Below are 14,600 nucleotides of genomic sequence, written 5' to 3'. Positions count from 1 at the left end.
ACGCGCCGGACGCGCCGGACGCGCCGGACGCGTTCTGCGTGTACCAGGCGGGCGGGGCGTAGTCGATGGTGAACTCGCCCGTCATCTCGATGGCGGACTCCGCGTCGGGCTGGTCATCGCCGGGTGTGGCCCAGCCCCCGCGCATCCCGTCCCGATCGCTGCTCACAGTTCCTCCTGGTGTGGTCGAGCACCCTCATGCCGTGCCGGGGCGACGATGTCGTGTCGTTCCGAGTCGTCCGTAGTCGTTCGGGGCAGCCCGATCCGGCGGTTCTCCCCCTGGGACACCGACGACCGGTCGACGGGTCGTGCATCGCGCCCGCTCCCAGCCTAATCACCACGAGCCGTACCTCGGCAGGCCCGCCCACCTTCGAGCCGAGCCCGAACGCCCCGAACCACCGCACCGGCCGCCGGGCTTGGGTGGAGAAATCAGGGAGCAATCGGCAGACAAGTGACGAACAGGAAACGCACATGTGACTAACAAAAGGGTCAGATACGGGCAGTTCAGTCCATCCGGCGCGGTGCGCCCAACAATCCGACTTCAGGATCGGTGGGTTGTGGCGGCACATACTGCCGGTCACGATCCGTGCACCACAGGGTGACACCACCGGGCAACGCCGGCAGCGACTCCATCTCGGCCCGCGTCAGTCCCATGGTGCGCCCCAGCTCGGGGCCTCGTCCGGCGAGACCCGCCGGATGCCCGCGAGCCGCACCTGCCGCAGCAACCGGGGCGCGACGGGGCTGGGATACGTCAGCAGGGGCAGCACCGACTGCCAGGGCCCGGACACCACACGTCCGCGCGGCGGCCGCATACCGTAGTCCCGCACCACCAGCACGGGCGTACCGGCCGGGGCACCCTGCGGTGGCACCCGGCCCACGTCGCACACGGGCAGACCGATCTGCCCGCCGCCCATCGCCTGCACCATCCGCATCCACGCCTGAGGCCTGCCCGTCTCCACCGCGACCCGGGCGCCCGTGGCCGCCGAGCGCGGCGCCGGCACCTGAGCGGTCCACAGCCCGCCGATCAGGACGACGTCGTACGGCGTCGGCCGATTGATGCCCAGCACGGCCGGCCGGCCCTCGGCGTCGACACCGGCCACCACACCGCCGCCCCCGCACCAGCACCCGTATCCGCCCCCGTGCCCGGCATCGCGGACGTCGTCGGAATCGTCGTCACCGCGCACCTGCGAGGGGCAACTTGACCGGCATTACGGGCAGTTGCTCGCGGTCGAGCCGGGCCGGGCCGGCCCTGGTCTGCCGGGCCGCACTCGTCCTCCCGACGTCGGTGCCCCTGGCGCTCGCTATGTTCGACATGTACGCGATGACCAGCAAGTGACCCAGACTCGCCCCGTCGGCCTGCAGCCTCTCCCGGGGCGGCGAAGAAAAGGATTCAGCAGCGTGAGCTTCGGCCCACCCTCGTCCACCTCGTCCATGTACACCCAGTCCACACTGGCCGCGGACCAGTCCCGGGCCAGACGCCGTAAACGCGTCCTCGGCGGGGTCGCCGCGGGCGCGGCCGCCGTCATGTGCCTTGGCGCAGGCTTGATCTGGTACCACTCGGCCGGCCACACCCGGGGCCGGACCGACGCCGAGGCGGTCAAGCAGGCCCCGGACGCCGTACGTGACACCGCGGAGAAGGTCCCCATCTCCCCGGAGGGACAGGTCGTCGTCAGGCACGACGAGGCCAAGCTCACGCATCAGACGCGGTACGCGCCCGGCACCTGGGCCACGGGCGAGATCCTCGCGCGAGCCGTCGCCGACCGGATAGACGGCTACCGGATCGGCTCCCAGTGGGACTCCGACGAGGCTGCCTGGACCCTGCAACTCGACGGCCCTGTCTGCGCCGTCAGCCGCGATGTCACCGCCGACGGCCGGACCGCGGTCGTCGTCCAGCCCGCGCGCGCCCAGAAGTCCGGCAAGTCGGGTGTCTGCGACGAGGTGCTCATGGTCGACCTCGACACCGGCAAGAAGCTCTGGCAGAAGACGATGCCGGCGGCCGACTTCGCCTATGTCACCAACACCAACATCGCCCTGACCGAGGGCGTCGTGGCCATCGCCTGGGACCTCGGGTCGGTGGCGTACGACATGGACAGCGGCAAGCGGCTGTGGAACACCACTCTCGCCACGTCCCAGTGCCACGACGGGGGCTACGCCGGCGGCCGCGCCCTGCTGGCTCTCGTCAGGTGCGGTGAGTCGGCCAACACCACGTACCGGGTGGAGAAGCTGGATCCGCGCACCGGCAAGGCGGTGTGGCAGTACCCGGTGAGCAAGGGCGTCCAGGACGTCTATCTGCCGTCCTCCGACCCGCCGGTGCTCGCCGTGGCGGCGGGGGACACCCTGGTCACGGACCTGATCACCCTGGACGCGAAGAGCGGCGAGCGGCTGGCCACCATCTCGATGAGCAAGTACCAGCCCGACTGCGACGTCGGCATGTACTTCGGCCTCGTCGACAAGTGCTACGGCATGGCGGTCGGCCGTGACCGGATCTTCGTCAGGAGCAAGGACGACACCGACATCACCAAGCCCGAAAACCACATCACGGCATTCGACCTCAGGAAGGGCACCGCCGTCGCCAGGTTCGACGGCCGGCCCTTCCAGCCGGTCTTCCCCGTCCGTACCAACGGCGACGACCTGATCATGTACCGCAGCACCCTGGACGACGTCCAGCCCGCGGCCATGGTCGACTGGAGCCCCCGCACCGGCAAGGAGACCCCCTACCTCCTGTTCCACCTCCCGGAGAACGACGCGGGCGCCCTCAGCGACCCGGACCAGGCGGTCGTCCTCTACGAACAGGGCCATGCCTTCTTCGCCCGCCGCGAGCTGACGCGCGACGATGTCCACCCGAAGGACCCGGTGCTGTCGGTGATCGGAGTGGGTACCGCGGGGCTGAAGCACTGAAACGCGAAGGGGCGGCACGCACGCGTGCCGCCCCTTCTCAACGGCGTCTCACCGCACGTCGAGTCCCCCGTTGTGCGGCATCGGCTTCAGATCGAACTCCCCGTCCCGCGCCCCCAGTACGAACGCCCGCCACTCCGCCTCGGTGTAGCGCAGCACGGTGCCGTGGTCGAGGGAGGAGCGCATCGCCACCGCCCCGCCGGGCAGGTACGCGATCTCCACCCGCTCCTCGTGCTCCTCCGTACCCGGCGCGCAGTGCCACTCGACGCCCGAGATGTCGAGCGCGTACAGCTCGTCCCGCTCCCGCTCCTTGCGTGCCTTGAGTTCCTTGTCTTCGACGTCGGCCATCGCGGCTGTGGTCCTTCCCTGAGTACCGGCGAGCAGTGTGACTCACCCTAATGGCCCAGATTCCCGCTGGTTAGCGGTTCGGGTGACAGGGCCCCCGGCACCGCTGCCCGTTCGTGCACCGCGCAGGCGCCGTAGACAACCGCTGCTCGGCGCTCGTGGTGCTGTCCTGTCCGGCCGTGTGAGCTTGGCCGGCGCCGGCTGGTGCACGGTCGTCGGACGGGCGTCCCGCGACGGCAGTGCGGGCACCCGACGCGGTCCGCCGGACCGTGGAGACCGCGCCCGCGCCCCCGGGGCAGAGGCGTGTTGCAGTACACCAAGACGATCCGTCAGGTCGGCGCGACCGTCGACGCGCCCGGCGCCTGGGCCACGGACCGCACCTTCGCCAAGGGCTCCGCGAACCACATCCAGGGCATCGCCCTCACCTCGGGAAAGAAGGGGCAGTACGGCGGACGGGAGACCTGGAGCTGACTTTCCCCGGCCCGTTGTGCACCGCCACCCGGCACGGCAGTGCCGCGGTCGCCGTCGCCGCGGGCGACGACCTCGTGACCGACCTCCTCTCGCACGGGCGGCCGGATGTACCCACTGAGGACGAGCGGCGGCGAGCTGATCGCCTACCGTGAGGCCGGCGCCTTCTCGCCGTACGCCGCTCCAGCCGGCGCGCCCTGAGGCGCGCAGAGGCCCGTGTAGCGCCGGGGGACGGACGTACCTGGGCCGCCCGGGGACCCTGGTACCCTGACTGACGGCCGTTCGTGTACGCACCCCCGGAGCCCTCGGTTCCGGTGGCCGCGCGCAGCGGACCCCGCCTTCCGAGTAACGGAAGCTCCCCCGAGACGAAGACCGGGGGCACTCGGTGGCCACTCACAGACTATGAGGAGTACGCGTGTCGCTCGACGCCGCTACGAAGAAGCAGATCATCTCCGAGTTCGGTACCAAGGAGGGTGACACCGGCTCCCCCGAGGTCCAGGTCGCTCTGCTCTCCCGTCGGATCTCCGACCTGACGGAGCACCTCAAGACCCACAAGCACGACCACCACTCCCGTCGTGGCCTGCTGATCCTGGTCGGTCAGCGCCGTCGCCTGCTGCAGTACCTGGCGAAGAAGGACATCCAGCGCTTCCGTACGCTGGTCGACCGCCTCGGCATCCGCCGTGGTGCGGCGGGCGCCAAGTAAGACGCCGTGAAGGGGAGCGGTTCCCGGTAGCAGCCGGGGACCGCTCCCTTCGTCGTACATGCGGAAACGTGCGGAGTGTCACTCACGCTTTGTAGTGTGGTAGCACAACGCAAAACGTACGACACAGCACGGCAACGAACATGGAGAAGCGCACCTCGCCGCCGCCGGTCCTCGGTAGTGGCCCCCGGGGGAAGCGAGCCCCGGGTGCTTCGATCGAAGACCGGCCCGCACCAGACGGCGCGCTTCTCCACCACCGTCCCCCTGCCACACGGGCAGCCAAGGGACGAAAGACGATATGTAACGGAGAAAACGCTAGTGGAGAACGAGACCCACTACGCCGAGGCCGTCATCGACAATGGCGCCTTCGGCACCCGTACCATCCGCTTCGAGACGGGCCGCCTGGCCAAGCAGGCCGCCGGTTCCGCCGTGGCGTACCTGGACGACGACACCATGGTGCTGTCGGCCACCACCGCCTCCAAGAACCCCAAGGACCAGCTCGACTTCTTCCCGCTGACGGTGGACGTCGAGGAGCGGATGTATGCGGCCGGGAAGATCCCCGGTTCCTTCTTCCGCCGTGAGGGCCGTCCCTCCGAGGACGCCATCCTCACCTGCCGCCTCATCGACCGCCCGCTGCGCCCGTCCTTCAAGAAGGGCCTGCGTAACGAGATCCAGGTCGTCTGCACGGTCATGGCGCTCAACCCCGACCACCTGTACGACGTCGTGGCGATCAACGCCGCGTCCGCGTCCACGCAGCTGGCCGGTCTGCCCTTCTCCGGCCCGATCGGCGGCGTCCGCGTCGCGCTGATCCGCGGCCAGTGGGTCGCCTTCCCGACGCACACCGAGCTCGAGGACGCCGTCTTCGACATGGTGGTCGCCGGTCGCGTCCTGGAGGACGGCGACGTCGCGATCATGATGGTCGAGGCCGAGGCCACCGAGAAGACCATCAAGCTGGTCGAGGGCGGCACCGAGGCGCCGACCGAGGAGGTCGTCGCCGCCGGTCTCGACGCCGCGAAGCCCTTCATCAAGGTGCTCTGCCGCGCCCAGTCCGACCTCGCCGCCAAGGCCGCCAAGCCGGTCGGCGAGTTCCCGATCTTCCTGGACTACCAGGACGACGTCCTCGAGGCCCTGACCGCCGCGGTCAAGCCCGAGCTCGCCCAGGCGCTCACCATCGCCGGCAAGCAGGAGCGCGAGGCCGAGCTGGACCGCGTCAAGGGGCTCGCCGCCGAGAAGCTCCTGCCGGAGTTCGAGGGGCGCGAGAAGGAGATCTCCGCCGCGTACCGCTCGCTCACCAAGCAGCTGGTCCGCGAGCGCGTGATCAAGGAGAAGAAGCGCATCGACGGGCGTGGCGTCACGGACATCCGTACGCTCGCCGCCGAGGTCGAGGCCATTCCGCGGGTCCACGGTTCCGCGCTGTTCGAGCGTGGCGAGACGCAGATCCTGGGCGTCACCACCCTCAACATGCTCCGCATGGAGCAGCAGCTGGACACCCTCTCCCCGGTGACCCGCAAGCGCTACATGCACAACTACAACTTCCCGCCGTACTCCACCGGTGAGACCGGCCGCGTCGGCTCCCCGAAGCGCCGCGAGATCGGCCACGGCGCCCTCGCCGAGCGCGCCCTCGTGCCGGTGCTGCCGGCCCGCGAGGACTTCCCGTACGCGATCCGCCAGGTGTCCGAGGCCCTCGGCTCCAACGGCTCGACGTCCATGGGTTCGGTCTGCGCCTCCACCATGTCGCTGCTGAACGCCGGTGTGCCGCTGAAGGCCCCCGTCGCCGGTATCGCCATGGGTCTGATCTCCCAGGAGATCGACGGCGAGACGCACTACGTCACCCTCACCGACATCCTCGGTGCCGAGGACGCCTTCGGTGACATGGACTTCAAGGTCGCCGGCACGAAGGAGTTCGTGACCGCCCTCCAGCTCGACACCAAGCTGGACGGCATCCCGGCGTCCGTCCTGGCCGCGGCCCTCAAGCAGGCCCGCGACGCCCGCCTGCACATCCTCGACGTGATGATGGAGGCCATCGACCGGCCCGACGAGATGAGCCCGCACGCCCCGCGGATCATCACCGTCAAGATCCCGGTCGACAAGATCGGTGAGGTCATCGGCCCCAAGGGCAAGATGATCAACCAGATCCAGGAGGACACGGGCGCCGAGATCACCATCGAGGACGACGGCACCATCTACATCGGCGCCGCCGACGGCCCCTCCGCCGAGGCCGCCCGCGCCACGATCAACGGCATCGCCAACCCGACGATGCCCGAGGTCGGCGAGCGCTACCTCGGTACGGTCGTCAAGACGACCACCTTCGGTGCGTTCGTCTCCCTGCTGCCCGGCAAGGACGGTCTGCTGCACATCTCGCAGATCCGCAAGCTGGCCGGCGGCAAGCGCGTGGAGAACGTCGAGGACGTCCTCGGCGTGGGCCAGAAGGTCCAGGTCGAGATCGCCGAGATCGACTCCCGCGGCAAGCTCTCCCTCATCCCCGTGATCGAGGGCGAGGAAGGCAACGACGAGAACACGAAGGACGACGCCGAGCAGTGACGTCCCGTAGCTCCAAGGTGACGGCCCGCCCCTCTTCGGAGGCGCGGGCCGTCGCCCGTACCCAAACCCTCATCAAGGGCCAGAACGGCATCGGCACGGTCCGCAAGACCACCCTCCCGGGCGGCCTGCGCATCGTCACCGAGACCCTGCCCTCGGTACGCTCCGCGACCTTCGGCATCTGGGCGCACGTCGGCTCCCGCGACGAGACGCCGGCCCTGAACGGCGCCACGCACTACCTGGAACACCTGCTCTTCAAGGGCACGCAGCAGCGCAGCGCACTGGACATCTCCGCCGCCCTCGACGCCGTCGGCGGCGAGATGAACGCGTTCACGGCGAAGGAGTACACGTGCTACTACGCACGCGTGCTCGACACCGACCTGCCGCTCGCCATCGACGTCGTCTGCGACATGCTGACCGGCTCGCTCATCCTCGAAGAGGACGTCGACGTCGAACGCGGCGCAATCCTCGAAGAGATCGCGATGACCGAGGACGACCCGGGCGACTGTGTGCACGACCTGTTCGCGCACACCATGTTCGGCGACAACGCCCTCGGCCGCCCGGTCCTCGGCACGGTCGACACGGTCAACGCCCTCACCGCCGACCGCATCCGCCGCTTCTACAAGAAGCACTACGACCCGACCCACCTCGTGGTCGCCTGTGCCGGCAACATCGACCACAACAAGGTCGTACGCCAGGTCCGTGCGGCCTTCGAGAAGGCGGGCGCCTTCAGGAACCAGGACGCGCGGCCCATCGCCCCGCGCGACGGCCGCCGTACGATCCGCACATCCGGCAAGGTCGAACTGCTCGGCCGCAAGACCGAGCAGGCGCATGTGGTCCTCGGCATGCCGGGCCTCGCCCGCACCGACGACCGCCGCTGGGCCATGGGCGTGCTCAACACCGCCCTCGGCGGCGGCATGTCCTCCCGTCTCTTCCAGGAGGTCCGGGAGAAGCGCGGCCTCGCCTACAGCGTGTACTCGTACACCTCCGGCTTCGCCGACTGCGGCCTGTTCGGCGTGTATGCCGGCTGCCGGCCGAGCCAGGTGCACGATGTGCTGAAGATCTGCCGGGACGAACTCGACCATGTCGCCGTCAACGGCCTCACCGACGACGAGATCGCCCGCGCCGTCGGCCAGCTCCGCGGCTCCACCGTCCTCGGTCTGGAGGACACCGGCGCGCTGATGAACCGTATCGGCAAGAGCGAGCTGTGCTGGGGCGAGCAGATGTCCGTCGACGACATGCTGGACCGGATAGCGGCGGTCACCCCGGACGAGGTCCGCTCGGTCGCCCGCGACATCCTGGGACAGCGCCCGTCGCTGTCGGTCATCGGCCCGCTGAAGGACAAGCAGGCCGCCCGCCTGCACGACGCCGTCGCCTGACCCACCTCCCGTAAGGAACGAAGAAGATGAGCAAGCTGCGCGTGGCGGTCCTCGGTGCCAAGGGCCGGATCGGGTCCGAGGCGGTCCGGGCGGTCGAGGCCGCCGAGGACATGGAGCTGGTCGCCGCCCTCGGCCGGGGCGACAAGCTGGAGACGCTGGCGGAGACCGGAGCCCAGGTCGCTGTGGAGCTGACCACCCCCGACTCCGTCATGGAGAACCTCGACTTCTGCGTGCGCCACGGCATCCACGCGGTCGTCGGTACGACGGGCTGGACCGAGGAGCGCCTCGCGCAGCTGGAGGGCTGGCTGGCCGCGTCCCCGCAGACCGGTGTGCTCATCGCGCCGAACTTCTCCATCGGCGCCGTCCTGACCATGAAGTTCGCACAGATCGCCGCGCCGTACTTCGAATCGGTCGAGGTCGTCGAGCTGCACCACCCGAACAAGGTGGACGCCCCGAGCGGTACGGCCACGCGCACGGCTCAGCTCATCGCCGAGGCCCGCCGGGCCGCCGGCACCGCCCCGGCCCCGGACGCCACGGCGACGGCCCTGGACGGCGCCCGTGGCGCCAACGTCGACGGCGTCCCCGTCCACGCCGTACGCCTGCGCGGCCTGCTGGCCCACCAGGAGGTGCTGCTCGGCGGCGAGGGTGAGACCCTCACCATCCGCCACGACTCCCTGCACCACAGCAGCTTCATGCCGGGCATCCTGCTCGGCGCCCGCCGCGTGGTGACCACTCCGGGCCTGACCTTCGGCCTGGAACACTTCCTGGACCTGAGCTGAGCCTGAAGACGTCATGCGCGCGAAGATCACCTACCTCGTCACGGCCGCCGTCCTGGTCTTCTACTTCGTCCTGGTCGGCAGCCGCGGCGTGCTGCTCATCCAGTCCGGCACGGTCCTCACCGTCACCTTCGGGATCGCGGTGCTGATCCTGCCGGTCATCGGAGTGTGGTTCCTGTGGAAGAACACCCAGTTCGTCCGCAAGGCCAATCAGCTCGCCGCCGAACTTGACGCCCAGGGCGGACTGCCCGTGGACGAGCTTCGGCGCACCCCGGGCGGCCGGATCGACCGCGACTCCGCCGACGAGGTCTTCGCCAGACGCAAGGCCGAGACCGAGGCGTCCCCCGACGACTGGCGCTGCTGGTTCCGCCTCGCCGTCGCCTACCACGACGCCCGCGACACCCCACGCGCCCGCAAGGCGATGCAACGGGCTATCGCCCTGCACGACGGACGGCCCGTCCAGGTCTGACCTACCAGGTCTGGCCTACCAGGTCTGACCTACAGGGGTGCCTGGGCAGCGGCACCTCTCAGCGAGAGCGTCCGACTCCACCCGGGCCCGCACCAGCGCAGGGCACCATTCGGTCAGCCGCGTCCGTACTCCGCCGCCCAAGCCTCCACCGTGTCCGCGGCCCGGTCGAACGCGACCGGGCGGCCCAGGAAGTCCATCGTGTGCGTCGTCAGCAGCGGAGGTGTGTCCTCGGCCGGCCGGTCCTTGCGGACGAGCGTCAGTGCCTGCCCCTGCACCGTGCGAGGCAGCCCCAGCCAGCGCACCGGCTGCTGCACCGTCCGCACGGAGATCACCCGTGCCCAGGGCGCCGTACGCGTCACCAGGAAACCGACGTGCCGCAGCCCGTGCCTGCTCACCCACACACCCATACGCAGCAGCCGCAGCGCGCCGGCGATGACCAGGAGCGCCACGACCAGGACCGTCGCCGCCGAGGGCACCGAGCCGGTCAGGGCGATGACCACCGCGGCGAACAGCACGAAGGAGGCCACTAGCAGCACCAGCGCCGCCATACCCACACGCCAGGGACCGGGACGGTAGGGGCGCCGCCAGCGCTCCCGGTCGTCGTACGACAACGCGCTCTCGGGGGCGGCCTCGAAGGTGCGGTCGGCCGTCAGGAAGGACAGGGGCACGGCGGGTCCTCACTCGATCCTCGCGTGGGCTGTGCCCGGTGAGGCTATCCGCCGGTGTGCCCGCTCACCACCCGAGGGCGGCCGGAAGGGTCAGTGCCCCTGGGAGGCCTGGGACTGCTGCGTCGGCGTACTGGACGGCGTGGACATCGCCGGCATGGCGAGGATCAGGGCTCCCACCAGCCCCGCGACGATCGTGGCGCCCAGCAGCCAACGCCCGGCTATCTCCCCGAAGGACGCCCGCGGACGGGGCGGGGGAGTGACATTGCTGCGGAAGCTCTCCGCCTCGGCCAGGAAGGCGAAGGGTACGGGCTCGCGCCGACGGAACATCGCGGTACGTCTCCTTTCGGGGTCGAACGAGCAGCTCTCACCGGTACAGACGCTCGAGTGACACAAAAGGTGCCCATGTCGGAAAAAATCCATGGTGGGATTTCTGGGGCGAGGTACTGCCGTGGCCCGGCCGGGGGCCCCGTAAGGTGGGCGCGAACCACAGCTGTGATGGGAAGGACCCCAACCCCCGTGACCACCCCCGAGTCGCTCACGTTCCGCAGTGACGTCACCGTCGAGCTGGTGAAGTCCAGCGCTTCGGACGCCGATGTCCTCTTCGCCGCCCGCGTCTCCACCGCCGGCGAGCAGTCCCTGGACGAGCTGAAGAAGGACCCCGAGCGCTCCAAGGGCCTGATCAACTACCTGATGCGCGACCGGCACGGCAGCCCGTTCGAGCACAACTCGATGACGTTCTTCATCAGCGCCCCGATCTTCGTCTTCCGCGAGTTCATGCGGCACCGGGTCGGCTGGTCGTACAACGAGGAGTCCGGCCGCTACCGCGAGCTCCAGCCGGTCTTCTACGTCCCCGGCACCGACCGCAAGCTCGTACAGCAGGGCCGCCCGGGCAAGTACGTCTTCGTCGAGGGCACCCCGGCCCAGCACGAGGCGGTCAGCAGCACCCTGCACGAGTCGTACGAGCAGGCGTACGCGGCGTACCAGAAGATGCTCGCCGAGGGCGTCGCCCGCGAGGTCGCCCGCGCCGCTCTCCCCGTGGGCCTCTACTCCTCGATGTACGCCACCTGTAACGCCCGCTCGCTGATGCACTTCCTCGGCCTGCGTACCCAGCATGAACTGGCCACGGTGCCGTCCTTCCCGCAGCGGGAGATCGAGATGGTCGGCGAGAAGATGGAGGCGGAGTGGGCGAAGCTCATGCCGCTGACGTACGCCGCCTTCAACGCGAACGGGCGCGTGGCCCCGTAACTGAGGACTACGAAGCCCTGTTCCCCCACCAGGAACGGATGTACGGATCAACCGCGCGAAGTGTCCGTATTGCGGCATTTGGAGAAGTTCATCTAGCCTGATCAAACGGACCCGGCACTGCTTGAACCCCCGAGCAGGCAGTGCCGGGCTCCGCATTTGTCCTGACTTCTCCCGGTACCCCAAGGGCAGACCACGCTGGGAGCACCGAGTAGCGTGTTACCCATGGCTCCGACCTCGACTCCGCAGACCCCCTTCGGGCGGGTCCTCACCGCCATGGTCACGCCCTTCACGGCGGACGGCGCACTCGACCTCGACGGCGCGCAGCGGCTCGCCGCCCACCTGGTGGACGCAGGCAACGACGGCCTGATCATCAACGGCACCACCGGCGAGTCCCCCACCACCACCGACGCGGAGAAAGCGGACCTCGTACGAGCCGTACTGGAGGCGGTCGGCGACCGCGCCCACGTCGTCGCCGGGGTCGGGACCAATGACACCCACCACAGCATCGAGCTGGCCCGCGAGGCCGAGCGCATCGGCGCCCACGGCCTCCTCGTCGTCACGCCGTACTACAACAAGCCCCCGCAGGAAGGCCTGTACCGGCACTTCACGGCCGTCGCCGACACCACCGGCCTGCCCGTCATGCTCTACGACATCCCCGGCCGCAGCGGCGTCCCGATCAACACCGAGACGCTCGTCCGGCTCGCCGAGCACCCCCGGATCGTCGCCAACAAGGACGCCAAGGGCGACCTCGGCCGCGCCAGCTGGGCCATCGCCCAGTCCGGCCTCGCCTGGTACTCCGGCGACGACATGCTGAACCTCCCGCTGCTCTCCGTGGGAGCGGTCGGCTTCGTCTCGGTCGTCGGCCACCTCGTCACCCCGGACCTGCGCGCCCTGGTCGACGCCTACGTCTCCGGTGACGTCGTCAAGGCCACCGAGATCCACCAGAAGCTGCTCCCGGTCTACACCGGCATGTTCCGCACCCAGGGCGTCATGACCACCAAGGCCGCGCTCGCGCTCCAGGGCCTGCCCGCAGGGCCCCTGCGCTCGCCCATGGTCGAGTGCTCGCCCGAGGAGATCGCCCAGCTCAAGATCGATCTTGCTGCCGGCGGGGTACAGCTCTGACAACAGACTTGGCACCACCCGAGGTTCACAAGCTTCACAACTGAAGAACAACAGAACAAAGCGGGCCACCGGTGCCCGCACCCCACAACGACAACTGCTTCTGCACGAACGTCATGCGCGCCACGTGCCCGACCGGTACGTGGCGCGTGTGGTGAGGAGAGTCTTTTGAGTCATCCGCATCCTGAACTCGGTCCGCCCCCGCCGCTCCCCGAAGGCGGCCTGCGGGTCACCCCGCTAGGCGGCCTCGGCGAGATCGGCCGGAACATGACGGTCTTCGAGTACGGCGGCCGCCTGCTGATCGTCGACTGCGGAGTGCTCTTCCCCGAGGAGGAGCAGCCCGGAATCGACCTGATCCTGCCGGACTTCTCGTCCATCCGGGACCGCCTCGACGACATCGAGGGCATCGTCCTCACCCACGGCCACGAGGACCACATCGGCGGTGTCCCGTTCCTGCTCCGCGAGAAGCCGGACATCCCGCTGATCGGCTCCAAGCTGACCCTCGCCCTGATCGAGGCCAAGCTCCAGGAGCACCGGATCCGCCCGTACACCCTGGAAGTGGCCGAGGGTCAGCGCGAGCGCATCGGCCCCTTCGACTGCGAGTTCATCGCCGTCAACCACTCCATCCCGGACGCCCTGGCCGTCGCCATCCGCACCCCCGCCGGCATGGCCGTGCACACCGGCGACTTCAAGATGGACCAGCTCCCGCTGGACAACCGCCTCACCGACCTGCACGCGTTCGCGCGGCTGAGCGAGGAGGGCATCGACCTCCTGCTCACCGACTCCACGAACGCCGAGGTCCCGGGCTTCACCCCGCATGAGCGCGACATCTCCAACGTCCTGCGCCAGGTCTTCGCGAGCGCCCGCAAGCGGATCATCGTGGCGAGCTTCGCGAGCCACGTCCACCGCATCCAGCAGATCCTGGACGCGGCCCACGAGTACGGCCGCCGGGTCGCCTTCGTCGGCCGCTCGATGGTCCGCAACATGGGCATCGCCCGAGACCTCGGCTATCTGAAGGTCCCGCCGGGCCTGGTGGTCGACGTCAAGACGCTGGACGACCTCCCTGACGACGAGGTGGTCCTGGTCTGCACGGGCTCCCAGGGCGAGCCGATGGCGGCGCTGTCGAGGATGGCGAACAGGGACCACCAGATCCGGATCGTCGAAGGCGACACGGTGATCCTGGCGTCCTCCCTGATCCCCGGAAACGAGAACGCGGTCTACCGCGTGATCAACGGCCTGACCCGCTGGGGCGCCAACGTCGTCCACAAGGGCAACGCCAAGGTGCACGTTTCCGGCCACGCGTCCGCGGGCGAGCTGCTGTACTTCTACAACATCTGCCGCCCGAAGAACCTGATGCCGGTGCACGGGGAGTGGCGCCATCTGCGCGCCAACGCAGAACTGGGCGCCCTCACCGGCGTCCCGCACGACCGGATCGTCATCGCCGAGGACGGTGTGGTGGTCGACCTGGTCGAGGGCAAGGCCAAGATCTCCGGCAAGGTCCAGGCCGGTTACGTCTACGTCGACGGCCTCTCCGTCGGCGATGTCGGCGAGCCGGCCCTCAAGGACCGCAAGATCCTCGGCGACGAGGGCATCATCTCCGTCTTCGTGGTCGTGGACTCGTCCACTGGCAAGATCACCGGCGGCCCGCACGTCCAGGCGCGCGGCTCCGGCATCGAGGACTCGGCCTTCGCCGACGTCCTCCCGAAGATCACGGAAGCGCTGGAGCGGTCCGCCCAGGACGGCGTCGTGGAGCCCCACCAGCTCCAGCAACTCATCCGGCGCACCCTCGGCAAGTGGGTCTCGGACACCTATCGCCGCAGGCCGATGATCCTCCCTGTGGTCGTGGAGGTCTGACGCCTCGTCGGTTGCAAGCCCGGAGCGGGGCGCCTCGATTTGCATCGGGGCGCCCCGCTCCAGTACGTTTACGGCTCTGCCCAACCGGGAACCCCAGCACTTCATGCGCTGGACGCGGGTGCCCGGAAGCGGTGGAAAACCCGACTC

General features: G+C 69.4%; 14 protein-coding genes and 1 pseudogene. 10 read left to right on the top strand and 5 right to left on the bottom strand.

Annotation, left to right across the window (positions count from 1 at the left end; all coding sequences use genetic code 11):
• Together M878_RS000000101805 and M878_RS60770 are read right to left on the bottom strand one after the other, a co-directional pair.
• Nucleotides 1–166, bottom strand: a 166-nt coding sequence (locus M878_RS000000101805; protein WP_425347929.1) for an SCO5717 family growth-regulating ATPase, incomplete at its 3' end; no start/stop codon positions are given.
• Between the two features lie 335 nt (nucleotides 167–501).
• Nucleotides 502–1,181, bottom strand: a pseudogene (locus M878_RS60770) (hypothetical protein).
• Nucleotides 1,182–1,395: 214 nt separating this feature from the next.
• Here M878_RS60770 and M878_RS60765 point away from each other — a divergent pair.
• Nucleotides 1,396–2,895, top strand: coding sequence for an outer membrane protein assembly factor BamB family protein (locus M878_RS60765; RefSeq protein ID WP_023546337.1), 1,500 nt, complete (start codon nucleotides 1,396–1,398; stop codon nucleotides 2,893–2,895).
• Nucleotides 2,896–2,943: 48 nt separating this feature from the next.
• Here the strand turns inward: M878_RS60765 and M878_RS60760 are convergent, their stop codons facing one another.
• Nucleotides 2,944–3,240, bottom strand: a complete 297-nt coding sequence (locus tag M878_RS60760) for a DUF397 domain-containing protein (RefSeq protein ID WP_023546335.1) — start codon at nucleotides 3,238–3,240, stop codon at nucleotides 2,944–2,946.
• Between the two features lie 300 nt (nucleotides 3,241–3,540).
• On the opposite strand from M878_RS60760, the gene M878_RS97445 reads away from it, so the two are divergent.
• From M878_RS97445 to M878_RS60735, 6 genes are all read left to right on the top strand, one after another.
• Nucleotides 3,541–3,708, top strand: a complete 168-nt coding sequence (locus M878_RS97445) for a hypothetical protein (protein WP_023546333.1) — start codon at nucleotides 3,541–3,543, stop codon at nucleotides 3,706–3,708.
• Nucleotides 3,709–4,120: 412 nt separating this feature from the next.
• Nucleotides 4,121–4,408 (top strand): 30S ribosomal protein S15, encoded by a 288-nt coding sequence (gene rpsO, locus M878_RS60755; RefSeq protein ID WP_023546329.1) that lies wholly within the window; start codon nucleotides 4,121–4,123, stop codon nucleotides 4,406–4,408.
• Between the two features lie 315 nt (nucleotides 4,409–4,723).
• A complete protein-coding gene (locus tag M878_RS60750; RefSeq protein ID WP_023546327.1) occupies nucleotides 4,724–6,946 on the top strand; it encodes a polyribonucleotide nucleotidyltransferase in 2,223 nt (740 codons plus the stop codon).
• Nucleotides 6,943–8,322 (top strand): M16 family metallopeptidase, encoded by a 1,380-nt coding sequence (locus tag M878_RS60745; protein ID WP_023546325.1) that lies wholly within the window; start codon nucleotides 6,943–6,945, stop codon nucleotides 8,320–8,322. The genes M878_RS60750 and M878_RS60745 overlap by 4 nt, the downstream gene beginning before the upstream one ends.
• Before the next feature lie 26 nt (nucleotides 8,323–8,348).
• A complete protein-coding gene (gene dapB / locus M878_RS60740; protein WP_023546323.1) occupies nucleotides 8,349–9,101 on the top strand; it encodes a 4-hydroxy-tetrahydrodipicolinate reductase in 753 nt (250 codons plus the stop codon).
• A 13-nt stretch (nucleotides 9,102–9,114) separates the two neighbouring features.
• Nucleotides 9,115–9,567, top strand: a complete 453-nt coding sequence (locus M878_RS60735) for a tetratricopeptide repeat protein (RefSeq protein WP_023546321.1) — start codon at nucleotides 9,115–9,117, stop codon at nucleotides 9,565–9,567.
• A 113-nt stretch (nucleotides 9,568–9,680) separates the two neighbouring features.
• Here M878_RS60735 and M878_RS60730 read toward each other — a convergent pair whose 3' ends face one another.
• On the bottom strand, nucleotides 9,681–10,235 hold the full coding sequence (locus M878_RS60730) for a phage holin family protein (RefSeq protein WP_023546319.1): 555 nt from the start codon (nucleotides 10,233–10,235) through the stop codon (nucleotides 9,681–9,683).
• Nucleotides 10,236–10,325: 90 nt separating this feature from the next.
• Nucleotides 10,326–10,562 (bottom strand): hypothetical protein, encoded by a 237-nt coding sequence (locus M878_RS60725; RefSeq protein WP_023546317.1) that lies wholly within the window; start codon nucleotides 10,560–10,562, stop codon nucleotides 10,326–10,328.
• 168 nt (nucleotides 10,563–10,730) lie between these two features.
• Between M878_RS60725 and thyX the strand changes: the two genes are divergently transcribed.
• From thyX to M878_RS60710, 3 genes are all read left to right on the top strand, one after another.
• Nucleotides 10,731–11,480 (top strand): FAD-dependent thymidylate synthase, encoded by a 750-nt coding sequence (thyX, locus tag M878_RS60720; RefSeq protein ID WP_037730100.1) that lies wholly within the window; start codon nucleotides 10,731–10,733, stop codon nucleotides 11,478–11,480.
• Nucleotides 11,481–11,702: 222 nt separating this feature from the next.
• Nucleotides 11,703–12,602, top strand: a complete 900-nt coding sequence (dapA, locus tag M878_RS60715; RefSeq protein WP_023546314.1) for a 4-hydroxy-tetrahydrodipicolinate synthase — start codon at nucleotides 11,703–11,705, stop codon at nucleotides 12,600–12,602.
• Nucleotides 12,603–12,767: 165 nt separating this feature from the next.
• Nucleotides 12,768–14,453, top strand: coding sequence for a ribonuclease J (locus tag M878_RS60710; protein WP_023546312.1), 1,686 nt, complete (start codon nucleotides 12,768–12,770; stop codon nucleotides 14,451–14,453).
• The last annotated feature ends 147 nt before the right edge of the window (nucleotides 14,454–14,600 follow it).

This window comes from Streptomyces roseochromogenus subsp. oscitans DS 12.976 (assembly GCF_000497445.1).
Taxonomy (GTDB): Bacteria; Actinomycetota; Actinomycetes; order Streptomycetales; family Streptomycetaceae; genus Streptomyces; species Streptomyces oscitans.
The sequence above is the reverse complement of the archived record's forward strand: the minus strand, read 5'-3'. Positions and strand labels throughout refer to the sequence as shown.